Source organism: Paenibacillus sp. FSL E2-8871 (assembly GCF_038000345.1).
Taxonomy (GTDB): domain Bacteria; phylum Bacillota; class Bacilli; order Paenibacillales; family Paenibacillaceae; genus Paenibacillus_AQ.
Genome location: NZ_JBBOBV010000001.1, coordinates 2,113,952 through 2,137,997 on the forward strand (window position 1 = coordinate 2,113,952; position 24,046 = coordinate 2,137,997).

Below are 24,046 nucleotides of genomic sequence, written 5' to 3' on the forward strand. Positions count from 1 at the left end.
CAGAGAAAGGGGCTGTTCTCCACTTACTTTATTGGAGACAGCCCTTCTTCAATTTATTAGTTTTTTAGTGCCTTTAGCGGAATATCCTCTAATTTCACTTCATCGTATGAGGAGACTTGATCACCTTTTTTTACATACATTTTCAAGTAGGCGCCTTTACGAAGATTTTTTTGTGCATTAAATTCCAGTGGAATTGTAGTACCTTTGGCATTTGTAGCCTCTAGTGTATAAGAATAAGAGGTCATGACTGAACCATCGCTCAGTTTATATTCATGGGGTTCCCCATCCTCTGTGATTTGTAAGTAGTAATTTTCGGCATTGAAGCGATTGAAATCAATCTTGGCTATAGCAAAGACCCCTACAACTCCAATAACAAACAAAATACCCATAGTAATTAGAATTTTTTTCATCTCAATCATCCTTCTGTTCTATTATTTAGTGTGATAATACGATTGTAAGAAGCTACGGTTAAGAAATAATACAACCCGTAAATTACGGTATAAGCAATCATCCAGAGCAACACAGGTTTTGCTAAATCTATCATCAGTAGACTAGAGAATGCTTTTAAAGCCACTACACTATGCAATAACCCTACTACAAGCGGTACAACAAAGATAACGAATACCTGTGACGCAATTGATTTTCGCATTTCTTTTGCACTGACACCCATTTTATGCAGCATATTGTACTGTGATTTATCCTCTTCTGCCTCTGTTAAAACCTTAAAATAAATGATACTGCCTGTAGCAGCCAGAAATACTAGACCAAGGAAACTTCCGATAAACAGCAGAGAACCCACACCTTCCAAACTTGTTTGGTAATCTTGTGGACCACTTGAAAATAGCGCTTCTTTAGGTAATTGGTTTGCAATTTTTTTAGATAAATCTACAGAAGCATCATCTACCCCAAGAACACGATAGTGCAGCACTTCCCCATCATTTTGCAACACTTTATACTGGTCCTCCGAGACTACCACGGTTATACCTGCTGTACCTACATTCAATACGCTTTGCGTTTTAAAGCTTTGGAATGTGAGAGGATGGCCGTTTCCTGTTGTTATAGTTTTTCCTGTATATATTGGTGAGAACCTTTTGTCATATCCGATATCTAAAATAACCGCGTAGCCGTCCTTTACATCTAATTTTTCTTTATGTTGTAGACTTGCTAATTGGTTGTATGTTTTTTCATCGATAACTGTATATTCTCTTTTATCAGAGCTATCGAATGTTGACGACGAGTTTAACTCTTTCGTATGAAACGTAATGGATAGTGCTTCAATATTTTTATCGTATTTTGTATCTGATACTACAGCACTCACTTGCTTGTCCATTTCTGCATCTGTGGATTGATACATAAAGGTATTCGGATTAATCGTTTTCGCCGAGTCATTCGTATTGTAATAAAGGCCATAGACCGCTCCACCGGCAGTTACTGTCGTAGCACTCAACACGGCAATCACAGTTAATGTACGTGCGTTCCCACGAATACGATAGAGCAGCTGCGAAATAGTAATGACATGAAGGCCTTTCCAAAGCCACTTTTCATTTTTCTTAATCATTACTAACACAAAGCCAGTCACACTGTGGAACAATAAAAATGTACCCAAAATAACCGTTGTTAAAATAATTAATACAGTCAAGGGGAATCCAGTTTTTTCCCATACCTTAGAAGTGAAAAGGTCCTGCATTGCAAGCCAATAGCCCAAGACAATGAGTAACACTCCAAGAACAGCTACTATCATAGATGGTTTAGGCGCCACTTCTCCCTTTTTGGAAGCATGAAATAAATCAATCAGCTTAAATTGATAGATCAAGCGATAGCCCTGAAACGATGTTACTAAGAATATAACTAGAAATACGATAGCCGTGTTCATCGCTGCCGCCGCTGAAAATGTAAAGGGTGCTACAACGTCATAACCCATTAAATGAATTAAAATCGTCATAAATCCTTTTGAACATAGGAACCCAAGTACAATTCCTATTACTAAAGAGAATAATCCTAACAATAAATTTTCGAAAAAGAGCATAAAACCTATTTGACGATTACGTACCCCTAGCAACGCATACAATGCGACTTCTTTTTTACGCTTTTTCATAAAAAATGAATTGGAATAAGCAATAAATATGAACACGAAAAAGATGAGAATGACTGCCGCCCCACTCATTAGTGAACCAAGTTTTTGGGATGAAGCCGTCTGTTCTGCTATCGTATCGCTATATTTCAAAGTCACAAATGTAAAGTAAATGATGATACTAAACACCATCGATGCAATGTATAAAAAATATTGCGAAAAGTTTCGGGCTATATTTTTTCTTGCTAGACTAAATAACGTCATCTACCTCACCCCCAATGGCCGCATGAACATCTAAGATCTCTTGGAAGAAGGCTTTGCGTGTCTGATCACGACGAAATATTTCTGTTGAAAATGAACCATCCTTGATGAAAATAATCCGGCGGCAGAAGCTTGCGGCAAAGGCATCATGAGTCACCATCATAATGGTCGAGTTGTTATTTTCATTTAAAGTGCTTAAGCTTTCCAATAAATCTGTTGCTGATTTAGAGTCAAGCGCACCTGTTGGTTCATCAGCCAAAATCAGTGCAGGCTCTGTCACGAGCGCTCTAGCCGCAGCGGTTCTTTGCTTTTGACCACCAGAGATTTGGTAAGGATATTTTGCCAGTAGATCTTCAATCCCAAATACTTTAGAAATCTGAGTCACGAGGTGATTGATTTTCTTCGCTGGAATTTTAGCAATCGCCAGAGGAAGCAATATGTTCTCCTTTACAGTCAAGGAATCGAGTAAATTGTAATCTTGGAAGATGAAGCCGAGATGTTCACGTCTGAAGTCTGATAAGGCTGCTTCCTTCATATCATGAATACTCTTGTTCTTCATATAAATCTTCCCTTCAGTTGGGGAATCAATAGTTGCTAACAAATTTAGCAAGGTTGATTTTCCAGCGCCCGAAGGTCCCATAATCCCTACAAACTCACCTTCATGAATGTCAAATGACACGTTTTCTAAGGCTGTGTATGCAGCACTTAACTTCCCGTACACTTTTTTTATGTTTTCTACTTTTAATAATGGTTCCATTCATTTCACCTCATAATTTGCTGATACTTATACTATAGGCTGTGAACCTTACAGCAAATTCATGCCAACCTTACAATAAGCTTAAATCCAAAAAAAGGGGTACCCAGTAGCCATTTAAGACTACGGAGTACCCCTTTACGATTGAAAAAAATTCATTTTTTTCTCGTTGTATATAAATCAGAAGCTTCATCAAAGTAAAAGCGGCGTTTTTGTTTGCCAAACACGACTAATATAACATGAATGAACAACACGATCGTTAAGATGATAGAGGTCAATGCTGCACCTAACGTTAAGAATATAGATGCCTTATAAAATGGAGAATCCATTGATAGTTCCACGTTATTCAAAGTATTCGCAATGACTGTTATGAAGTACATCGCATAAATGGCACCAAAGCGTTTAAATAATCGCTTGTTCGTTTCCACTCGACTTATTTTACTGTCATAGCGATAACGCATTATTTTCGTACCGATTGTCGATCCATTCCAAATCCATGGAATAATAAACAAGGTTACAGAAAGTGTAATTGTGCTCACAATAAATTCACTAACCATATTAACGTTGGTCATACTCAGCACAACTTTAACTACTATGTTGCTGATAAATATATCAATAATAACAGCCAGCAACACAGACATCCCTCTTACTTCATCAAGAGCCAATAATCTATCTGCTTTCTCATTAATTTTCTTTTTTGATGGGAATAACGCCAACACAGCTGGAGCAATAAAGAAGCCCAGTACCCCGCCGGTAGTATTCAACAATAAATCGTCCACATCAAAAATACGATAAGGGCAATTATAAATCCCGTAAATACCTGTTACCTGTGTTATCTCATAAAATAATGTTAATAAGAACGTGATTGCTAGCGCTTTTTTCCAGTGTTTCTTGTCTTGAAAAAAATATCGCAAATAAACACCAAAAGGTAATAATAGCAAGAAATTAAAAAAAGCTTGATAGAATGAGGGTTGGCTAAATAACAGTCTATAAGTTGCAGGCTGTGATAACACGATACCACTATTCCCTAAGGTGCTCACTATAAATTGAAATGGCATAAGTGAATAATGTTGTGTGCCCGGTTTTTGTAGTGAACAAGTATCGCGTATCTCTGGCAACGGCAACAAGACTAAAAATAACGCTGCTAGAAAGTAAAAAATAAACGAAAATGAAATTAACGTGGTAGAAAATGGCAGATAGTTATACTTTCTATAGGTATAAATGAGCCATGGAACAAATAAGGCAAATGCTAAAACCACAAAAAAGATCGCCGCCACAAAGATTGGTTGAGTATATGCTGACATTTCTAGTTCACACCCTATAATTATTTAGTATTCATATTAACCATAAAACGGATTCTAATTCAACTGGAGTTGGAACATTTTATCAAATTTAAGGATCCTGTAATGTTGGCATCAATTTAATGTAAGGTTCTCCACTTATACTGACTTCTAAGCAAATGAAACTATTTTCAAAGGAGAACTATTAATGAATCCCTCGATTTCACAAAAAGAAAGAATCATTTCACTCGACATCATTCGCGGGCTTGCTCTTTTTGGCATTCTGCTGATAAATGTTGGAGCCTTTAAAGTTATTATTGAAGGAGATCCCTTACCAGACTATAGTGGCATTAATGGAATCATCCATACTTTGATAATCATCCTCGTACAAAAAAAGTTCTTTTCTATTTTTTCATTCCTATTTGGTGTAGGTCTATACATTTTCGCCTCAAGAGCCGAAAGCCGGGGAGATCGACCTAGATGGCGTATGGCTAGACGTTTACTAATCCTCTTGCTGCTGGGAATCATTCATGTATTTATCTTTTGGGGAACCATTCTACCCGTATACGCCATTATCGGATTGTCTCTGATCCCTTTTTATCACACAACGGTTTCTACACTTAAAAAGTGGCTTATGGGTATGACATCCATTTACATCATTTCCTTGATGGTAAAAATATTTTTACCGTCTCAAGGGGCAGTCTCATCTATCCTTGATATTTTTTCTAATGACGCTATGCAAATCTTTATTATGTTTTTAGCCGGTTTTTTAACTGCAAAGTCAGGTTGGCTGACACATATACAAGAATTATCAAAACCAATTAGATGGATTCAAATGGCATCATTTCTTTTGTTCGTTGGTTTCTCATTATGGATTTGGAACGCTTCTCAAAGCGGGAGCAGCAATGTAGATTCAGTTACGGGCTTAGGATCACTTCCAACCACTTTGTTTTACTTAACAACATTATTTCTACTATTAGAAAACAAACAAATGGTGAAATTCCTGACACCCATATCACGGGTGGGTCAAATGGCATTTACAAATTATGTAGCTCAAAGCATTATAGGGACGGCAATCATTTCAATGATAGGTCTCGAAGTCGTTTCACCAAAAGATATTCTTTACATCGCTGTTCTGATTTATATGATTCAAATCATTTGTAGTACCATCTGGTTCAAGTTCTTTTCCATGGGACCCTTAGAAAAGCTTTGGCGCTTGATGACCTATGGAACAAAGCCTGCAACAAAAAACCCCTCATAAAAAAGGGGTTTTCGGGTTTGAGCGCTTTAACTTTTAGTCGAAGAATCATGCCATGAACTCTAATAATTAGAGAATCAAGTCTAATGCATCCTGTGAAATCCACACTTTATCTTTAATCATTACTGTCAGTACATTGAGTTTCGTTGTTTTGCCATCCAGAATGGCGATGTTTTTATCTATAGGCAGCTTGAGAACTTGGCTTGCTTTTTTCACTACAACCACCGGATTAGTCTTATCGGTCTTGTCTAGGGTGATCGTAGCTCCTTTGGCCTTGAATTTATCACTGGATACGTACAGTGTATCCTGAAGCTGCGCCAGCTTTAGTCCGGTCACTTCTTGAATATACTTATTCACATCCGTATTCTGGATTACACCGCTGTTCACGAAATCGGTCGGTTTATAATTAGCCGGATGGTAGGCGAACAATCCAACCTCTTCCGATGTGTGATCATCCGTAGAGAAGGTTACGCCTATCTTATTCCCCAAGATTTTACCGATGACCGGTGAAAGGTTATCTTTCATGCCTAATCTGACTTGATCCGCTTCTTCTTTAGTTAAATCACTAAGTCCATAATTATCCGCAAGGACCTTTTTAAAATTGCTCTCATTAATACTGCCTTCAATGTAATAACTGGTGTGCTTCGCTTTCTTCAATACGGTGACTAGGTCTTTGGTGGAATCATAGTTCGTCATATTGAGCCCGCCAGTAGCATGATCCGAAACGGACAAGACTGCGGTATTTCCGTCTTTTTCTGCAAAGTCAACAGCGGCTTTGAAGGCTTTATCAAACGCTAATGTCTCACTCATAATCCCCACTGGATCGTTATCATGACCATACCAGTCAATCTGGCTTGCTTCGACCATCAGAATAAAACCATTCTCGTTCTGTGACAACTTCTCTATCGCTACATTGGTCATTTCAGCAAGGCTCGGTTGCTTTTGCGGGTTCAGGTCAAAATCAGCATCCAGTGCTTCGGGGTTGAACAACCCCCAGATTTTATTCGTTTTAGAATTCATTAAACCTGTCTTATCCGTTACGTATTCATACCCATTTGATTTCAGGATTTTGGTTAAATCTTCTCCGTCCTTACGGTTAATGTCTTCTTTGCCGGGTACCAAATACCCGGACCCACCCCCGAGAAGAACATCTACACCACTGTAGACCATCTGTTCTGCAATAGACTGCGCATTGTCACGCGTGTAGGCATGACTTAAAAATGTAGCCGGCGTCGCATCCGTTAATTCACAAGTAAATACCGTTCCTGTACTTTTCCCTGCCATTCTCGCTGCATCCATAATCGTAAGCAGAGGTTTGTTCACGTCCTCTGGCTTAACTGCGTCCACGAACGGCATAGTGATTCGGTCGGGCAGTATGGATACCGTCTCACTCTTAACCTTATGGCCAGTGGAATAAGCCGTAGCTCCCGCAGCGGAATCTGTGGTAAGTGAATCCGTAGAATAGGTTCTGACCAGCCCGCTGAAATACTTATCCATCGCAAGCGCCTGTCCTCCCTGATACCATCTGGCCAAATTCACATCGGATAAGCTCATCCCATCCGTAATAAACAGGATCACGTTCTTGACTGAATTGTTTGTAGGAGCATCAGAGTTATTGGCGCCACTGGCGTAGGTCGTTCCGTTGCCTGCTGCAAGCAGACTGCAAACCATAACTGTACTGCAAATTCTCCCGATAACCTTTTTGCGCATTTGAATCCTCCTCTAGCAGATTTTGTTAAGTACGTTTCTAGTTTAAAGGAGGATTGTTTACGGGAGCAGCACCTATTCTCTTGTTATATATTAAATTCTGTACATATTTTGTCTTGACCTTTGCTACTGATAATTGCAAAAAAAAGGGCGCCCTAGGGGCACCCTTTGCATTATTATTGTCTTATTACGAGGATATCTCGAGGCGCTCTACCAGTGCTTTGAATTTGGGAAATTTCGGAGCTTGTAAGGATACGGCCTACCAATATAAACGAAGATGTGACATTGTTAAAGTTAAAATTATTCAAGTTCGCTACGTTTTGGCTGCCACGGAATACACGGAACGATCCCTGAAAGTTAATTCGTGAAAATAGTACAAGCGTTACTTCAGAGCTCTGCACAACATTTCTGAGACGGAAACTCGAGAGAACGTTGTTAAACCGAAACGCTCCAAGATCACGAACCGCAACTCCTCCACGTCTGAATCGAATCCTGCGATTGGTAAAATTAGTACCCGACCAAAGAGCAAGACGTATATCACTGTTGGCCAACTAAATCAACTCCTTCTCTGAGATTGATATAGTCTATTACCAACATCAAAGAACGGTACAAGACAAATACAGTTGTACAAATGTTTGTTTTCCAGATTTCCCTGCGGTGATATTATCCATAATAGCAGTCGAAGTGATTTTCCAGTTATATTCGTCTAACTACTATATACTTTCTTATACGTTAGGAGCGAATATGAAAAGAATCATTCAAGCATTCGGGTATTTAGGTAGTACAATTTTAGCTGCAGCATTACTGTCATGGATCTGCGTATTTTTGATTAACGGCTTACCTGGTGTCTATGCATGGATGGCACTTAAATTTATCATCCCAATGCTAGGTTTCGTAGGAGTATTATTAAATATCTTTTTAATATTAGTTTCTATTATCAAGAAGAAAAGAATTTCCGATAAATGGATGCCTCTCGTTTTATGTACTTTATTAGCTTCACATTTCCTCCTGACCATGAATATTATACAGTTGGTATATCCTGTACGTATAATCAACGTCCACCCTTCAGTCACAGTTAAATGGCCATTTTCTGAGCAAACAGTTGTTGGCTGGGGTGGTGATTCCACCGACAATAATCTGCCTCATGCCACTTGGCCTTCGGAACGTTGGGCCTATGATTTAGTCATGGAACCCTATAATACAGGAAGTACTAATCTGGAAGATTACTGAATTTGGAAGCAAAAGGTCCTATCACCGGTATCTGGAACGGTTATTGCAGCTTTTGACGATGAATCTGATATTGTGCCAGGTACCGAATACTTCATTTCCATGGAAGGAAATCACGTTTATCTCAGAATTGATGCGACGGGAACCTACTTATTACTTAATCACCTCAAACAAGATAGTGTTACCGTTGCAGTTGGAGATCACGTCAATGCCGGTGAAGTGCTTGGACATGTAGGAAATAGTGGTTCCACATCAGAACCCCACCTGCATATTCATCATCAGCGCCAAGACCCAACCCAAACCCTTTTGCCTATTCTAGCAGAAGGACTGCCGTTATACTTTGAAGATACAAATGCAAAGGCTATGCCGTTAAAAGGAACAGAAGTCACGCCAATGCGCAATGAACCATGATCTGGTGAAGAGTGAAGCTGTCTTTCGGAGGAGTTACCGTAGGAGGAATGGACAGCTTTAACAACGATGATGTTCAGCAAAGATGCGGACGACTTCGGGCATAGACTTCAAATCAGCTTTAGGATAGCTAAAGAAAGAAAACACAAAAAAGAGGAATAAGCCTCTTCAGACTATTCCTCTTCTATTTAACACTTGCTACTTATTCAGATTATCAGATAAGTACTTAACAATGCCGTCGTCAGAGTCTTGAGAATACTCCCACACCATGACACCAGCCAGTTTTTTATCTTTGATATATTTAACTTTTGCCTGCAAGGCCTCTTTATCTTCATACGTAATAAAAGTATCACCATCATATAAATAGGCCGTCTTCGCTGTATCGTCAAAGTATCGTTTAAATCCATCTTGGATCATATATTTTTCTTTTATCGTCTTGTAGCTTAAATCTACTTTGTCGATATTGATAGGTTTACCCAGTAAAAATGAGGCCTCCTTATTCACATCACTTTTAACATTCTCCCATCCGTAGGAATAAGCTGGAATACCTAGGAGAAGCTTGTTCGGATCAACATAACGATCTAAATATAAATGAATAATGCGATCCACGCTGGTTTTGCTCTTTTTATGCTTATCTATAAATAAATTTGAATTATACCCTGTTGTATCTGACCAAGCTCCAGTCAAGTCATAGCTCATGACATTAATGAAATCCACATACTTTTCTACTTTTTTAACTTCAACGTTTTTGAAGAACCACTCTTCATTCCCTGCAGCAAAGGTTAAATAGTAATTTTTATTTTTACGCGGGAGTCTATCCAATTTTTCATCAAGTTCCTTCATTAGACTAGTAAAGTTCTTGGTATCCTCAGGTCGGGCTTTAGTCGTATTCCAGGAATCAAAGGCTGGATATTCCCAGTCTATATCGATCCCATCTAAATCTAACTCCTTAACCATTGCGATCATACTCTCAGTAAAGTTGTACCGGTTTCCATCCAATGAAGCATCGGAGAATCCGTCCGCTTTATAGCCGCCAACACCAAGGATGAAGCTCGTTTTTTTATTATTTCCTTGTAGTTTCTTTATATTTTCTTTAATGATCTCATTTTTAGCAGGGTCCAGATCAAAATATACATTGGTTTTATCAATTTTGGCAAAGGCGAGAATAGCAATATCAATGTTTTTGTCTTTTAGATTAAGATCTTTAAAGTCTTTCCATAACGGTATGTACACGGAAGTTATTTTTTTGTCTGAATCATTGAGATTGTAATAGTAAATTCCCATGCCTATAACTAATATAGCCAGGAAGACTTTTGTATATACACTTATTTTCATCATGTTAACTTCTTCCCCCAAATAAGACATGTGTAATGTATCTATTTAGATTTAAGACTTTAACCGTGAAATAGCTGATTAAGAATATAATAATTACATTAAAAGTAAGGTTGCCTATAGATTGGAGTAGAGTAGCTTGTATTTCTGCTCTTCTGGATACCAATATTTCAATCAACAAGTGAATTAAGTAGATACTAAAGCTAGCTTTGGAAATGGAGCTAATTATTTTTTTGACTTTGTAATTTAACTTCTCGCTAATGGCGGTTTCTTTTTCTTTAAAATAGATAAACGTTCCAATAGCCATAAAAAATGTCGTGAGTGAATAGTTTCCATAGAACATTTCATCTAGCACACCACTGTACAAGGAAGAAAAATAGGTCGCTAATGGCGTTACAAAAAAGGATATTATGCCTAAATTAAAGAAAAGATTTTTGGCTTTCATCGATATCGTATAGTTAAAGAGATAATATCCCAGGATAAAATATCCTAAATAACCCATGAACAAAGGGATATTGGTTATAGGAATATTGATATATTCGGAGGTCAATCTGAATACAAGATCAGAGATGAATTTATAAACCACACTTATCAAGAACCATATCAGCAGATAATATTTTATATCCTTTTCACTGCATACTTTTACAAGTTTACTAATTAAAGGAACTGTTATATAGATCGCAATAATCGCGTATAGAAACCATAAATGTATATAATTCTTATCAAAGATTAAACCATACGAAAAATGAATGAAAAAATCATAAACGCCCATGCTGCTTTTTTGAATGAAATATTGGGTGTAAACGGCATAAATGAGTGACCAGCTAACTAAGGAAATGATTAAAGGAAGTACTTTTTTAATATAAAACTGCCGATATGATTTCACTTCCACTCGAAGGATCATCGCACCGCTTATCATAAAGAACACGGGCACAGCAAATCTGGATATCGAATTAAAAAAGTTGCTAATCCACCAAGCGGTTGTATTGAAATCATTTGTCCTTGTAAGCAAGTCTGCAGTGTAGTGCAGAATGATGACTGCAACGATGGCCATTATTCGTAATACATCTATAAATATAATTCGTTTATCATTCAATATATGATTCATAAGTACCTCCGGATGGGTAGTTTGTTAATAGCTACAGTTAGGAGACTAGCTGATACTTGAAACCCCTTTTCTCTCAACGAATCCCCAGCCCTCGTCATTATCAAAATATTTAAACGTGCCTACGATATTCATATAAAGCAGCAGATTTCGATAGGTTAGTAATTCAACTTGGCTAAACACAAACATCCGAATATAATCTTTAACTGAATAATTGCTGCCATATTTTTTGCATAAATAGAGAGAAATCCCGATTTGCAGCGCATTAATGACGATAACAGACAACAAGAGAATAATGGCCTGAAATAAATTGGTACCCAGAAAGAGCGATTGTATAAGATAAAAAACGCTTGTAAATCCTGTTAATGTACCTAGGATAAAACCATCTATAGCAAAAAAGAGACTGACGCCAACGCTAAACTTTCGTGATAATTTGGACCAATAGATTAATATGCAATCTACAAAAGCTTTTTGCCAGCGTATTCTTTGTTTATAAAAGTTACTTAAGTTTTCTGGACATTCCGTGTAACATACAGCTTCTGGCGCGTATACGAGTTTCTTATTTAAGTTATTCGCTTTAATAAACTCGTGAATTTTTAAGGTAATATCAATATCTTCTCCTACAGTACTACGAAACCCGTTAACATCCACCAATATACTCTTATAAAAGGCACCAAATGCGCCTGAAATAACTACGATTGAATTAAAAACCGATTGTGTTAGTTTTCTAACATAAAATCCATGGATGTAACTGATAACTTGGCTTTTTATAATCCCTTTACCAGTAAACTTATCTTGGATAACTCCATTTCTTTTCTCAGCACCCTGTACGATCTTCACAGTCCCACCTAAAGCGATGATCTTATCATCTTGAAAATATTGATTTACATATTTAAGCGAGTTTATTTCCAGCATGCTATCCGCATCCAGCGTAATAACAATATCAGAATTCGCACAATCGATGCCGGCGTTGAGAGAATCTGCCTTTCCGCCGTTGAATTTATCAATTACAAATATTTTTTCATATTTCTCCGAATGATAAATCCCTTTAATAGCGCCGTATGTAAGCTTGCCCTCTGCTTCTCTGTCACTTATTGATAAGTCCAAAAGCTCATTTAATTTTTGAAACGTCTGATCCTTCGAACCATCATTAATAATAATGACTTCATAGTTACTGTAATTTAGGCCCTCCATTGCATCTATGCAATTCTTAATGGTGAGCTCCTCGTTATAAGCAGGAACTAAAACGGAGATCGATTTTTCAGCACAATCGTTGTTCAATTTCTTAACTTTACTGAAAAATAAAGGGATGACTGTGTAAAGAATTTGAAACCCAATAAAAATGAAGGTTGACAAATAAAAAAAGTATTGCATCTCCTCACTCCTTTTTATCTATTTAAAGCTTATAATTCTATGAATTGAACTGTTCTCCAGACAGTTAATCCCACACTAATATCAATTACTTACATCCTTTGTAAGTAATTCCAACTAATAATAGTAAATAAAACCAAAAATAGCAACCTTTGAAAGCGTTGTTATTGTAATTTTCTGAATAATATATAATTTACCGCTTTATTTTACATACAGTATTTTTCATTTTTCATCACAAAAAAAAAAAAAAAAAAAGAAAGAGAGAGAAATTAAGAAAATAATATATTTTGTCGTTTAATCATTCTAAATGAATCTTTCAAATTCCAAGAATTATATGGAACGATAAGGGGAATATAGATCGTGTTCCGAGGGAGAATTTTCATGCTAAAAAATAGCATATTCTTTCTAAATTTGGTAGACAAATACCATTTATTTGCATATAATCACTATGGTGTTACAAAAATTGTTATCATTCAATGAATTTAGCCCTACGCACCTTTTTCTCTTACCTTTCATGTCGATATATGAGCTCTTTATGAGTTTATATAAATACGTTCAACAAAGAAAGGAGTTGTAATTGAGACAAAACGTTCGGGACTGAATGCATCATTTGTTCGCAGTGCATATTTTTATATAAAAAGGAGGAGTAAAATGTCATCTATCCGTATTTCTCATTCACCTAGGGTAAAGTTGTTAGCTTATGGGAGTATGATCTTGATTTTTTCATTGGTTGTAATGTTATTCCCGGAAAGATCCTTTTCTCACGGTTATGTTGAAGGACCTGCTAGCCGGGCTGCACTCTGTAAATCAGGACAAAATACAGATTGTGGCCCGATTGTTTATGAGCCCCAAAGTCTAGAGGCACCTAAGGGGTTCCCTGCTGCAGGGCCAGCAGACGGGAAGATTGCAAGCGCTAACGGAGCTTTTCCCAAGCTTGATGAACAATCGGCTACACGCTGGTCTAAAGTCAACATCTCTGCCGGACAAAATACATTCACTTGGAAATTGACTGCCGCTCATTCGACGGCCAGCTGGAAATACTATATTACAAAGCCCGACTGGAATCCTAACGCCGCTCTTACTCGGGACTCATTCGACCTTACTCCTTTCTATTCGGTGAACTATGGAGGTGTACAGCCACCCTTCACTTACTCAGACACGTTTAACGTTCCGGAACGTAGTGGATACCACGTCATCTTGGCTGTGTGGGAAGTCGCAGATACTCCGAACGCCTTCTATAATGTCATTGATGTCAACTTTAGCGGAAGCAACCCTGTCGATACCCAAGCTCCTTCCGCACCAACAGCTTTGACGGCAACTGAAAAAACATCCACCAGCGTTTCATTGGCCTGGAACGCATCCAGGGATAATACCGGTGTAACAGGGTACCAAGTATTTAACGGAACTTCATTGGTTGCAACCGTATCCGGCACTACATTAAATTACACCGTATCTGGATTAACCGCGAATACTGCCTATACCTTTAGTGTCAAGGCAAAAGACGCTGCTGGAAATGTCTCAAATGGAAGCAATTCCGTCAGTGTTACTACTAATGCACCTGTCGGTAATGATACGGAAGCACCCACAGCCCCCGGCGGCTTACATGTTATGGGGACACCAACATCCTCCAGTATTCAGTTAATGTGGAATCCGTCAACGGATAATGTTGGTGTTACAGGCTACCGTATTTATAGAGGAACGACATTAATCACCACTGTACCTGGCTCCACAACGGATTATACGGTAACAGGTCTTAGCGCCGGTGCAACATATACGTTCAATGTACATGCCTTCGACGCCGCAGGCAATCAATCAGTGGCCAGCACCATCAATGGCACAACCGCTACAGCGTCTACAGCCCCAGCTTGGGCACCCAATACCCCTTACACAGTCGGTACATTGGTAACCTATAATGGTTCTGTGTATGAATGTCGTCAAGCCCATACATCGTTAACCGGTTGGGAGCCTGCTAATTCCCCGGCGCTATGGTTGTTAAAGTAATGTTGTAATAAAAACATTAAATACCTAAATCTTAAAAAACCACGAGATACAGTGAAACTGTATTTCGTGGTTTTTCACTGTTTCGATCATATCGTTCAATTACCTTTTCACAATTTTTGGCACTCGTACACGGCCGACAATTTTCATGATAAACTAACGTTAAATATTAACTTATCTCATTACAACTGCTGGCTGGGCTTAGTAATATTTCCATATTGAAACCGGAGGGAATACATGAAAACATTTATACTCAAATGGAACCAATTAAGCCTGGTAAAACAAATACTTATGGGGATTATAGTGGGGATTATCTTGGCTTTATCGATTCCTAATGCAACAGGGATCACCATTTTCGGTTCCTTATTTGTATTCTCATTAAAGGCGGTTGCGCCCTTATTGGTCTTGCTCCTAGTAATGACTGCCATCTCTAAACATAAAAAAGGCCATCAAACGAATATGAAATCGATTCTTGCCCTCTATGGTTTAAGTACTTTTTTGGCGGGGCTGACAGCAGTTATTGCAAGTTTTATATTTCCGGTAAGTTTATCACTTGTAAAGGGTGCTGAAGATCTGACTCCACCTGATGGGATTGTAGAAGTACTTAAGTCCTTACTGTTCAATGTTGTCGACAACCCGGTAAACGCCTTGATGAATGCCAACTATATCGGCATCCTAACTTGGGCTATCCTTCTTGGCATTTCTTTAAGAAATGCCCATGACAGTACAAAAAACCTGCTTGCTAATTTTTCAGATGCTCTATCACAAATCGTCAAATGGGTAATCAGCTTGGCACCGTTAGGAATCATGGGACTTGTTTTTGATACCATTACAACAAACGGGCTTTCTTCCTTGCTCGATTACGGAAATTTACTTCTCGTTCTTATTGGATGTATGCTATTTATAGCGTTTATTGTCAATCCTTTGATCGTATACCTGTATATTCGCAGAAATCCATATCCACTTGTTTTTAGCTGCCTGAAGGAAAGTGGAATTACCGCATTTTTTACTCGGAGTTCAGCTGCAAACATTCCTATCAACATGAGATTATGTAAAAAAATGGGGCTGGATACAGATACGTATTCGGTCTCCATTCCATTAGGTGCGACGATTAATATGGCGGGTGCAGCGGTTACGATTTCTGTCTTAACTCTCGCAGCTGTTCATACGCTTGGCATTGAAGTAGATTTTGGTACGGCGCTTATTCTTAGCATTCTATCCGCTGTATCTGCTGCAGGTGCCTCGGGTGTTGCCGGCGGTTCGCTTTTACTCATTCCGCTGGCGTGTAGCATATTCGGCATTCCGAATGATATTGCGATTCAGGTCGTTGGTGTAGGTTTCATCATAGGTGTTTTGCAGGATTCTTTTGAAACATCACTTAATTCATCCTCTGACGTACTTTTTACAGCAACAGCTGAATATGCTAAAAAACGTAAGGAAGGCAAGGAATATATCATTAAAGTCTAGAGAAAATGTTAAATAAGCAGGAGGCCTTAGGCCCCTGCTTATTTGTTTCCCCTTAAATTAGACAATTAAACAAAACGCTATTTGCAAGGTGAATAGAAATCCATTATTAGGCGTGCATTAAAATATGAGGCATCCTTATGAGACTGCCCTTGGAAGGAAAAAGACACTAGCGTGAGCTAGTGTCTTTTAACCAGGGTACATTCGGTTAGTAATTTTTTTTTCGAGGATTCATTGCATTCCTACCTCTGCTGGAAGCGAATTATTTCTTGTCCCCACTGCTTTAATCACGAAATTGTAGGCTTTAGCAGAATCTATGCCGTTTAATGTATAGCTGTAACTCGTCTGACCGCTTACCGTCGGCACATACACGCTCCAATTTGTGCTAACTTTATCATTTTTCTCATAAATCCGGTAACCTCGCACCGGCTCAGGGCTATTTGTTGGTGCTTTCCACGAAAGAACTGCACGGTTCCCTGACTGTCTTACTGCGCTTGGATTTTCGACAATGCCGGGTTTGACGTCAGTCCGCTTGATACTGTAAGCATCATAGACGGCAAGGGGTTTATCTTTAACTGCTGTGTAGGATGTAAATTTCAGCACATCGTTTGTAATGGAAACATCCACGAACATTTTCTTGTTGGGCTGATCATTTTTTGCTGCAAAAAAAGTGTCTGCGTCTGGATTAATAGCATAGAATTTCGAAGCGGCCGAGTTACCCATTAGATACACGGTCCCTTTGGGATTCAGCACATTTCCTTGCTCATCCGTAATGACATTCTTAATCGGAACGTTATTCAGCATTTGAAAAGACCTCATATACATATGGTCATGTCCCTCAAACACCATATCCACACCCAGCTCATCAAATACAGGAATCAGATATTTCCGGTAAAATTCTACCCGGTCGCTTTCTGCCGAAGCATTATCCCCTGAGGAATAAGCTCCCTTATGCATAGAGACGAATTTCCACTTTTTATCTGTCTTTGCCACCTGATTCCGCATCCATTCCAATTGCTTCGTGAACTGAATATCTGCTTTGTACGGCTTGACCTCTCCTTCGTACTGGGAATTGATCTGCATAAACAGGGCATCGCCGTATTCGAAAGCATATACAGACCCGTCATGAGCACCCGTCCCGACATCTTTTGGAAGATTAAAATGGTTATAGAAGTTATTATTCGGATAATCCTCTATCTCATGGTTGCCGATAATCGGTGCAAATGGCACATTGGCAAATTCTTTTTTCGGCACACCCAAGAACCACTGCCACAGCTGCTCCAGATCACCATCATCCGTTAGATCCCCTGTAAGAAGAACAAACTTGGGATCTACCGTTTTCTCAATCGCTCTCTTAAAAGTATCCTGCCACAGATCGAAATTCGATTTACTTGAGCCTTGGGTATCGGTCACGTAGAGGAAATGGAAATCCTGATTATCCGCCTTGTCCGTGGTGAAAGAACCCGCCTCGCTCCAGCCGTCCGCATCACCGTTACCGGCCCGGTATATATACTTAGTTCCAGGATTGAGACCGCTTGTAATAACCTTGTGACTAGCGAACTTTTTATACTTTTTGGAACTTCTGTCTCCTGATGTCATTAAGGTTTCAATAACTGTTGAGCTACCCTCATAAGAGGTTGCAAGTTGTTCCGGGAACTCGCTTCCTCCCGCATTGGAGGCCTCCACCACTTGCACTACTGTACCTCTGACGGTTTCGGCTGTATACCAGTCAAAGGCGATACTTGTCTTTGGGTCCCCATTAAAAGTCATGTTCAGCAGTGTTGGTGTTTTGTTGCCGGTATCCGGTGACTTCGTCTTAAAGCTCCAGGTAATATCGTTCTCCGGTGTCCGGCCATCCGTAGCCCCCTTAACAAGCTCTTTAGGGATGGTCACCTTGTAAGTTTTGCCGGCAGTAAAATTGGGGTGGCTAACTTTGACCGAGTCTTGACCGAGAAGCGAGGCAGAGATGTTGTTAAGAGGAACATTGTTTTCTGTGATTTCAACTTGATAACCACTATCGAGACTGATGGCTTTATTAAACTTCACAGTGATCTCTGCATTAAGGGAAACATCTGCAGCCCCTGAAGCGGGAGTTTTGCTTACCTCAAGTGTGGGAGTGTCCCCAGGTTCGCCGTTGCTACGTGTTCCTTTAATTACTACATCTTTGATTCTACTTGAGCCTGAGCTGGACACTGTTCCCCCGCTCACGCTTTTCGTAGAGTTAACCACCCAGCGGATATAGAGTACATCTTGATTGTTAGTTCCCGCAGGCAAAACGAGGTTCGTTAATTTGCAGGAATTATTGGAACAATTAAAATTGTTCTGGGCTAGAACAAGGTTGCCGCCCGCAACATCTGTCCATTCCTGCTGATCTATACTGTATTGCACCTTAAAATCCCTAGGCCCTGTACTTGAAGAAGTTTGCTGTGAAGAGAGGAAGATACCTTCGAAGCCTTGGGTAGAAAGCGTGGCAAGCCAGTATTTAGTGCCCGTTCCTTCATGCCAGCCCTGGTTGCGAATGCTGTTCTCACTGGGCTCATAGGTGTATGCATCCGTATTTGTTCCTACATCACGAATGGATGAAGCCGTTTGATATACCCCGCCTGTAGCCGGAAATACCCCGTTCTCGCCTTTGTCTTTAAAAATCCACTGGGCAATCGTTTCCTGAGCTGCAGTAACTTCACTTGCAAGATCTTCCTCATTTCCCTCCCTTCCTGCTGAAACAAAACCGGTCAACTCCATGGCAAGCAGCAAACCTATAACCATTAGACTGATTACCTTTGGAAATCTGTTTTTGAGATAAGATTGGTGGTTATCCATTCGACCATCTCCCTCTTCATTAATCTCACTTATCATCGAACCGCCGTCTCCAAGAAGAACGGCGGTTTTGTCTACTCTCGCTTTCCTGTTATTGGAGTTCCCAGTCGGTGACTTGAAGGACTGCCGAATCTGCACCCTTCAGGTCTGTCTCTCCCATGTTGAGCAAATTGCTCCACTGCTTCACACGGTTCTTGCCGTTAGGCGGAGAGTTGTACTCATTAGTATCCACAATCTTGGTCCGTTCTTTATAAAATTTGGTCATGAAAGTCTTCTCATCTGTGCTGCTTCCTGATTTACCCAAAAGCCCTTGAAGAGTCTCGGAGCCGCCAGTAGCTCCATGGTTCAGCGCTGCATCCACAAAGGAACCAATAGTTAATGCCGAGTTAAAGCCGCGATTGCGGGCCTGCTCCACACTGTATTTAATGTAGATATTGTAGAACGTTTTCCACATAGCCTCTCTCCACTCGGGATCATTTTGCAAATTGCCGATTTTTCTGCAGAAGCTCTCTTCGCTTTCATTGATTTCGAGGATCTTCCCTTTCATCGAACCCTTGACACCGATCCGGGCCAATGCGCCTTTAACCGAAGGATTACTCGCGCCTTTGGCAGCATCATATGCCTTGAACAGATCCGGACCGTCGGGACCGGTATCATTTGAGCCACCTGTAGTCGCACCGAATATTCCAATCGTATACCCGCGGTCATCATCAATATCTTCACAATATCCGTAAAAATTGATCCAGTTCAGATCGTCCTGCTCCGGTTTGTTGACAAGCATCATAATATTGTTCCACTGCTCACCATCCAGACCTGTGTTGTCGCGCAAGAATTGAAGTGTTGCCGGTGAGAAATTAGAATCAGGGTTCCCTGCCGCATAACTTTTCTGTTGAGATGCACTGGACAGATAGCCATAAGAAAAAATCATTGAAAAACTGAGCAGGAGCAACAATGAAAATTTCATCTTCTTGGAAACCTTACTATTCGTTGAATTAAGCACCGCAATCTCTCCTTTGATTAAATAGTTTAAGCGCTTTAACTTTGAGTGGCAGCGAACCTTATCCCCAACCTATCTGAGCATGACAGCCCTCCTTTTTCCAACACTTGGTAATTCAATTTAAGCTTATCTCAAAAAGTTTGTCCAAACAGCACGTATTTTCTTGTAATTATTAATTTTTATACATATATTGCTACAACCCCTAGATTAAGTCTACAATCCTCTTAGGAGGTGCTGAATGAAACCGGTATTTTATGAGTCTACTCTTTTTGAGATCAGCCGCAAGAAACAGGTATACACCAGCATGCCTTCAAGACACTATCATGATGCATATGAGATTCTGTATTTAATATCCGGGGATTTTTATTATTTTATAGGGGACAGAACCTATCAGGTTGCGGGCGGTACGTTGCTATTTATGGATATTCATGAAATGCACAAACTGGTCAATTCTGGATGCAATATGTATGAACGGGTTACACTGCTGTTTAAAAAAGAATTCCTGCAGCAATTCTGCACCGGCGGTCAATGTGAGGAACTGCTCGAGTTATTCAAAAGTGATTACCGCGCTTTGAAGATGACCGGGAAGGACCAGTATTTCATCGAACAGCTTTTTCAGAAGATGATCCAGGAGGGAAAGAAGCAAGCTCGCGGATATGAACAGTACCAACAAATAATATTGGTGGAGTTGCTTCTCTATCTTAATCGTAAACTATTTGACAGCCGTGTAGCCCCATTGGTGGAATCCAATCGTACACATAAGAAAGTCCTGGACATCGTTAATTATGTAAATCAACATTATATGGAACCGCTTAAGCTCTGTGAGATTTCACAGAAATTCGACATAAGCTCTTCCTACTTATGCCGAACTTTTAAAGAAGCTACCGGGTTCAGCTTCATTGAATATATCAATAACATCCGCATTAAAGAAGCGCGTGATTTGCTGGTTGGCTCTTCTTTTAATGTTACTGAAATTGCAGGTATGGTTGGGTTTGATAACACCTCCCATTTTGGACGAACCTTCAAATTAATGATGGGTATCTCGCCGCTCTGCTTCCGCAAGCAATTTAAGACTTAACAGCAAAAACACTGGAATACGTCAAGACATTTCGTCAAGGCGAACAAATTGCAGGTTTCTTGCCTGCAGTTGGTTTAGCACTTCTTCTAAAGCTTGCAGCATAAAATAAGGAGCATGCCGGTCCGCGCCCACAGTCTCACCGCTGTCGTGAAGTAAGACAACGGAGCCATCGGTGATTCCACCTAACAGAGTGGCCTGCATCCGGGTTTGACAGACCCGGGTGTTCCAGTCGCCTGCCTTCAGCGACCACAGAACAATTCGATACTGTTTGTATCGAAAGAAATCAAATAGATTGATTAATCCCCAGGGTGGACGGTAATGATCGGGCCTAGTCCCGACAATAGACTCTATAATATCAGCGGAGCGGTCCAGATGTTCTCGCCTAATAGTACGGGGCAGCATCAGCCAGTTAGAGGTATGACAATAATTATGGATGCCAATCTGATGGCCTTCCCGATCCATTCTTCTGATCAGGTCTGGATACTGCTCCGCTCGCGATCCTAGCACGAAAAAAGTAGCCTTCACTTGATGCAACTTCAATAAATCCAGCAATATCGGCGTATATTTCGGATGTGGCCCATCGTCAAAAGTGAATGCCACCTGTTTTTTTACCGTTCCTTTGCGAAAGACACCAAAGCCGCTCACTCGCGTAATCAAACTCGGAATAAACATGTAAAGAGTGGCGGTACATAGTATTCCTCCTATTAGATATGTAAGAATAATTACACCTCCATATAACAAGCTTAAGACTTATCCAGAGTAGTTCTGTCCGGGTGAGAACCTATTTTTCAGTGAGGCCCGTGAATGAATCAGTAACATCGGGACCAGTTGTTCGGTTCGCCGACTGATTCTGTGTCTCCCTTCCGGATGCATAGCAGACAGCAGCAATCGAAGATAAATGGTGGTGATGCGTTCAAAAACACCGGACTTTATATTTTGCTGTTCAAAACCAAGACCGTGTGTTAATCCCCGATGTAGCAGTGTAATACCCAATAAAGCCTTGACCTGCCTGAACTCGGACTGCGATTCGAAGGCTTCATTGATTTGCTGCATTGATTTACGCAGCATGCGAGCCGTTTGGAGTGCAGCACGATCCGATCCTTCGGACTGGATCAACTTCAGGATGCTTCCATTATCGAGGTGGAGCTCTCCCACCCACTCCCCCTGGTTGATGACCGTGGCGTCCTGGCATACAATTGGCTGCCCCCGGTGTTTTTTTAGCATCACGGTACATATACCAAAACTCGACTTATGCGATCCGCGAAAATGTGAAAGCAACGCAAAAGCTTTTTCCCACATCATCCAGACGGATTGCACTGTGGTTTTACGTATTTTGAAACCCAACTCATCCACCATCCTTAATACAGTTATAGTCTCTCATTTCATACATTGTACATAACAGAACTTTCTTTTTTCTTATCCGATTCTTACAAAAAGCTTAAGAACTGTTCGACTGCAACAAGGAACATAATGAACCAAATTAAATCTTTTTAACGTCCACTTCTATTTGACGCTATTCACCGGAATTTCTCTGCGCGTATATCAAATTTTTATACAACTATTTTCATTAGGACATAAGCTTCTCCAGACCACATTACGGGCCACGTGACTTCAAAGTAAAAAGGTAACTTCAAAAGAAGTTACCTTGAATAAACAATCGTTATGATGTCATTTCATCGTCTTTTGTTTATTGATCACAAATTTACTGGCTGTTTAACTCCCCTGCTTCCTCATGATGAATAAGACATGCTGCTATCAACCCAATGCACAAAATACATGCCAATAGAAGAAATGTAATTAAATAACTTGCATGATTCATCAATTGAAGAGAGATAATCGGACCAAAGCTTGTGCCTGTAAACAATATAAAAGTATATACAGATACAGCTATCCCGCGCATCTTGCCGCCCACTTGCCCAACAAGCGAAACAAGTGAAGGAACGGCTAGTGCGATCCCCGCCACAAAAAGGATGCTCATCACAATAAGAAGTGGCAGATTAGAAATCATCCCCATAGACCCCAAACCAATGATCGCTAGCAGCAATCCACCGCGAAGCGTTATACCTACGCCGACACGCTTGGATATTCTTCCCGCGAATGGAGAAACGAGCATACCTAATATGCCGACAAAACGGACAGAAAGAATTTCTTGCTTGCTTAGCTCAAATGGAGCTGAGCTTAGATAGTTACCCAGTACTGTATACATGCTTACAAAAGACATAAGCAGAACGAATGCCACTAGATAACATAACACCAATTGTTTTTGAACAAACACTTTGCCAATTTGCTTAATAGGCTCCCAGATATTAGCATGTGCCTGCTGGATACCTCCTTTGGGAAGGAAGAAAAACACTAATATAGCGGTCAACGCATAAACAACGGCAAGAATATAAAAAACTGCGTTCCAGCCATAATGCTCACTGAGCATACTACTAGCCACTTGACCTACAATACCTGCAATCAGAAATCCTGTACTGATAAAACCAATGGTAGTTACCCGTTTTTCCGCTGGATACATCTCAACCGCATAGGCAAGTGCTACTGGAGAGAAGGTTGCTGCTGCTGCTCCCTGTAGTCCTCTTAAAGCTAAAATCCATGCAAAGCTGTGAACCGTTCCCAGAATTAATGAAATCAATGCCAGGAAAAGGAGCCCTGCAAATATAACTGTCTTCCGTCCGTATTTATCGGACAGCGCGCCATAGATTAAGCAACCAATGGCAAAGCCTATCGAAAAAGTACTTCCCGCAGCGGCAGCATTCGTCGTGGAAATTTCAAAAAGCTGTGCAAACAATGTAATTAGCGGAATCGTTACGTATAGACTGGACATGACAACAAGGCCGGTCCAACAAAGAATCATGGTCATAAGCGTATAATTTCTAGTTGCACCCGTAGAATTGATTGAATTATTCATATTACAC

Annotated in this window: 20 protein-coding genes; 6 read left to right on the top strand and 14 right to left on the bottom strand. The window is 40.1% G+C overall.

Features of this window, described 5'->3' with window-relative positions; genetic code table 11:
- Positions 1-56: 56 nt before the first annotated feature.
- The 4 genes from NYE25_RS09815 to NYE25_RS09830 all read right to left on the bottom strand — a co-directional run bounded on the left by NYE25_RS09815 (position 57) and on the right by NYE25_RS09830 (position 4,390).
- The gene (locus tag NYE25_RS09815) at positions 57-410 is read right to left on the bottom strand and encodes a YxeA family protein (RefSeq protein ID WP_341145796.1); all 354 of its coding nucleotides are present in this window, start codon (positions 408-410) and stop codon (positions 57-59) included.
- A 5-nt stretch (positions 411-415) separates the two neighbouring features.
- Entirely contained in the window at positions 416-2,335 is a 1,920-nt protein-coding gene (locus tag NYE25_RS09820) for an ABC transporter permease (RefSeq protein WP_341145797.1), read from the bottom strand.
- Positions 2,322-3,089 (bottom strand): ABC transporter ATP-binding protein, encoded by a 768-nt coding sequence (locus tag NYE25_RS09825; protein WP_042189627.1) that lies wholly within the window; start codon positions 3,087-3,089, stop codon positions 2,322-2,324. The genes NYE25_RS09820 and NYE25_RS09825 overlap by 14 nt, the downstream gene beginning before the upstream one ends.
- A gap of 152 nt (positions 3,090-3,241) precedes the next feature.
- On the bottom strand, positions 3,242-4,390 hold the full coding sequence (locus NYE25_RS09830; RefSeq protein ID WP_076299299.1) for a VanZ family protein: 1,149 nt from the start codon (positions 4,388-4,390) through the stop codon (positions 3,242-3,244).
- 184 nt (positions 4,391-4,574) lie between these two features.
- Between NYE25_RS09830 and NYE25_RS09835 the strand changes: the two genes are divergently transcribed.
- Positions 4,575-5,627 carry a DUF418 domain-containing protein gene (locus NYE25_RS09835; RefSeq protein WP_341145798.1) on the top strand — a complete coding sequence of 351 codons (1,053 nt, stop codon included), beginning with the start codon at positions 4,575-4,577 and terminating at the stop codon, positions 5,625-5,627.
- Positions 5,628-5,693: 66 nt separating this feature from the next.
- Here NYE25_RS09835 and NYE25_RS09840 read toward each other — a convergent pair whose 3' ends face one another.
- Together NYE25_RS09840 and NYE25_RS09845 are read right to left on the bottom strand one after the other, a co-directional pair.
- Entirely contained in the window at positions 5,694-7,334 is a 1,641-nt protein-coding gene (locus NYE25_RS09840) for an alkaline phosphatase (protein WP_341145799.1), read from the bottom strand.
- A 173-nt stretch (positions 7,335-7,507) separates the two neighbouring features.
- A complete protein-coding gene (locus NYE25_RS09845) occupies positions 7,508-7,882 on the bottom strand; it encodes a hypothetical protein (protein ID WP_339265795.1) in 375 nt (124 codons plus the stop codon).
- 193 nt (positions 7,883-8,075) lie between these two features.
- Here NYE25_RS09845 and NYE25_RS09850 point away from each other — a divergent pair, with 193 nt between their 5' ends.
- A complete protein-coding gene (locus NYE25_RS09850) occupies positions 8,076-8,561 on the top strand; it encodes a hypothetical protein (protein WP_341145800.1) in 486 nt (161 codons plus the stop codon).
- Positions 8,562-8,969 (top strand): M23 family metallopeptidase, encoded by a 408-nt coding sequence (locus tag NYE25_RS09855; RefSeq protein ID WP_341147711.1) that lies wholly within the window; start codon positions 8,562-8,564, stop codon positions 8,967-8,969. It abuts the gene before it with no gap.
- A 195-nt stretch (positions 8,970-9,164) separates the two neighbouring features.
- Here the strand turns inward: NYE25_RS09855 and NYE25_RS09860 are convergent, their stop codons facing one another.
- The 3 genes from NYE25_RS09860 to NYE25_RS09870 are packed head-to-tail and all read right to left on the bottom strand — an operon-like array spanning position 9,165 to position 12,777.
- Positions 9,165-10,301 carry a glycoside hydrolase family 18 protein gene (locus tag NYE25_RS09860; RefSeq protein WP_341147712.1) on the bottom strand — a complete coding sequence of 379 codons (1,137 nt, stop codon included), beginning with the start codon at positions 10,299-10,301 and terminating at the stop codon, positions 9,165-9,167.
- A gap of 4 nt (positions 10,302-10,305) precedes the next feature.
- Entirely contained in the window at positions 10,306-11,406 is a 1,101-nt protein-coding gene (locus NYE25_RS09865) for an acyltransferase (protein WP_341145801.1), read from the bottom strand.
- A gap of 45 nt (positions 11,407-11,451) precedes the next feature.
- Entirely contained in the window at positions 11,452-12,777 is a 1,326-nt protein-coding gene (locus NYE25_RS09870; RefSeq protein WP_341145802.1) for a glycosyltransferase, read from the bottom strand.
- Positions 12,778-13,425: 648 nt separating this feature from the next.
- On the opposite strand from NYE25_RS09870, the gene NYE25_RS09875 reads away from it, so the two are divergent.
- Positions 13,426-14,775, top strand: coding sequence for a lytic polysaccharide monooxygenase (locus NYE25_RS09875; protein WP_341145803.1), 1,350 nt, complete (start codon positions 13,426-13,428; stop codon positions 14,773-14,775).
- A 234-nt stretch (positions 14,776-15,009) separates the two neighbouring features.
- Positions 15,010-16,239 carry a serine/threonine transporter SstT gene (gene sstT, locus NYE25_RS09880; RefSeq protein ID WP_339265804.1) on the top strand — a complete coding sequence of 410 codons (1,230 nt, stop codon included), beginning with the start codon at positions 15,010-15,012 and terminating at the stop codon, positions 16,237-16,239.
- 228 nt (positions 16,240-16,467) lie between these two features.
- Here the strand turns inward: sstT and NYE25_RS09885 are convergent, their stop codons facing one another.
- Positions 16,468-19,056 carry a metallophosphoesterase gene (locus NYE25_RS09885; RefSeq protein WP_445667172.1) on the bottom strand — a complete coding sequence of 863 codons (2,589 nt, stop codon included), beginning with the start codon at positions 19,054-19,056 and terminating at the stop codon, positions 16,468-16,470.
- Between the two features lie 88 nt (positions 19,057-19,144).
- Positions 19,145-20,053, bottom strand: a complete 909-nt coding sequence (locus tag NYE25_RS09890; RefSeq protein WP_341145805.1) for a chitosanase — start codon at positions 20,051-20,053, stop codon at positions 19,145-19,147.
- A gap of 235 nt (positions 20,054-20,288) precedes the next feature.
- Here NYE25_RS09890 and NYE25_RS09895 point away from each other — a divergent pair, with 235 nt between their 5' ends.
- A complete protein-coding gene (locus NYE25_RS09895; protein WP_341145806.1) occupies positions 20,289-21,128 on the top strand; it encodes an AraC family transcriptional regulator in 840 nt (279 codons plus the stop codon).
- A 21-nt stretch (positions 21,129-21,149) separates the two neighbouring features.
- Here NYE25_RS09895 and NYE25_RS09900 read toward each other — a convergent pair whose 3' ends face one another.
- The 3 genes from NYE25_RS09900 to NYE25_RS09910 form a co-directional block, all read right to left on the bottom strand.
- Positions 21,150-21,800, bottom strand: coding sequence for a polysaccharide deacetylase family protein (locus NYE25_RS09900; protein ID WP_445667173.1), 651 nt, complete (start codon positions 21,798-21,800; stop codon positions 21,150-21,152).
- A 78-nt stretch (positions 21,801-21,878) separates the two neighbouring features.
- Complete coding sequence (locus tag NYE25_RS09905) at positions 21,879-22,484, bottom strand: YkoP family protein (protein WP_179085852.1); 606 nt, start codon at positions 22,482-22,484, stop codon at positions 21,879-21,881.
- A 346-nt stretch (positions 22,485-22,830) separates the two neighbouring features.
- Positions 22,831-24,039, bottom strand: coding sequence for an MFS transporter (locus tag NYE25_RS09910; protein ID WP_341053026.1), 1,209 nt, complete (start codon positions 24,037-24,039; stop codon positions 22,831-22,833).
- Between the last annotated feature and the right edge of the window lie 7 nt (positions 24,040-24,046).

Excerpts from the sequence above, each read along its gene's own strand:
- NYE25_RS09865 (WP_341145801.1), bottom strand. The coding sequence starts at position 11,406 with ATGAATCATATATTGAATGATAAACGAATTATATTTATAGATGTATTA.
- NYE25_RS09870 (WP_341145802.1), bottom strand. The coding sequence starts at position 12,777 with ATGCAATACTTTTTTTATTTGTCAACCTTCATTTTTATTGGGTTTCAA.
- NYE25_RS09885 (WP_445667172.1), bottom strand. The coding sequence starts at position 19,056 with ATGGATAACCACCAATCTTATCTCAAAAACAGATTTCCAAAGGTAATC.
- NYE25_RS09850 (WP_341145800.1), top strand. The coding sequence starts at position 8,076 with ATGAAAAGAATCATTCAAGCATTCGGGTATTTAGGTAGTACAATTTTA.
- NYE25_RS09820 (WP_341145797.1), bottom strand. The coding sequence starts at position 2,335 with ATGACGTTATTTAGTCTAGCAAGAAAAAATATAGCCCGAAACTTTTCG.
- NYE25_RS09905 (WP_179085852.1), bottom strand. The coding sequence starts at position 22,484 with ATGGTGGATGAGTTGGGTTTCAAAATACGTAAAACCACAGTGCAATCC.
- NYE25_RS09835 (WP_341145798.1), top strand. The coding sequence starts at position 4,575 with ATGAATCCCTCGATTTCACAAAAAGAAAGAATCATTTCACTCGACATC.
- NYE25_RS09830 (WP_076299299.1), bottom strand. The coding sequence starts at position 4,390 with ATGTCAGCATATACTCAACCAATCTTTGTGGCGGCGATCTTTTTTGTG.
- NYE25_RS09875 (WP_341145803.1), top strand. The coding sequence starts at position 13,426 with ATGTCATCTATCCGTATTTCTCATTCACCTAGGGTAAAGTTGTTAGCT.
- NYE25_RS09900 (WP_445667173.1), bottom strand. The coding sequence starts at position 21,800 with ATGTTTATTCCGAGTTTGATTACGCGAGTGAGCGGCTTTGGTGTCTTT.
- NYE25_RS09860 (WP_341147712.1), bottom strand. The coding sequence starts at position 10,301 with ATGAAAATAAGTGTATATACAAAAGTCTTCCTGGCTATATTAGTTATA.
- NYE25_RS09815 (WP_341145796.1), bottom strand. The coding sequence starts at position 410 with ATGAAAAAAATTCTAATTACTATGGGTATTTTGTTTGTTATTGGAGTT.
- NYE25_RS09825 (WP_042189627.1), bottom strand. The coding sequence starts at position 3,089 with ATGGAACCATTATTAAAAGTAGAAAACATAAAAAAAGTGTACGGGAAG.
- NYE25_RS09840 (WP_341145799.1), bottom strand. The coding sequence starts at position 7,334 with ATGCGCAAAAAGGTTATCGGGAGAATTTGCAGTACAGTTATGGTTTGC.
- NYE25_RS09910 (WP_341053026.1), bottom strand. The coding sequence starts at position 24,039 with ATGAATAATTCAATCAATTCTACGGGTGCAACTAGAAATTATACGCTT.
- sstT (WP_339265804.1), top strand. The coding sequence starts at position 15,010 with ATGAAAACATTTATACTCAAATGGAACCAATTAAGCCTGGTAAAACAA.
- NYE25_RS09895 (WP_341145806.1), top strand. The coding sequence starts at position 20,289 with ATGAAACCGGTATTTTATGAGTCTACTCTTTTTGAGATCAGCCGCAAG.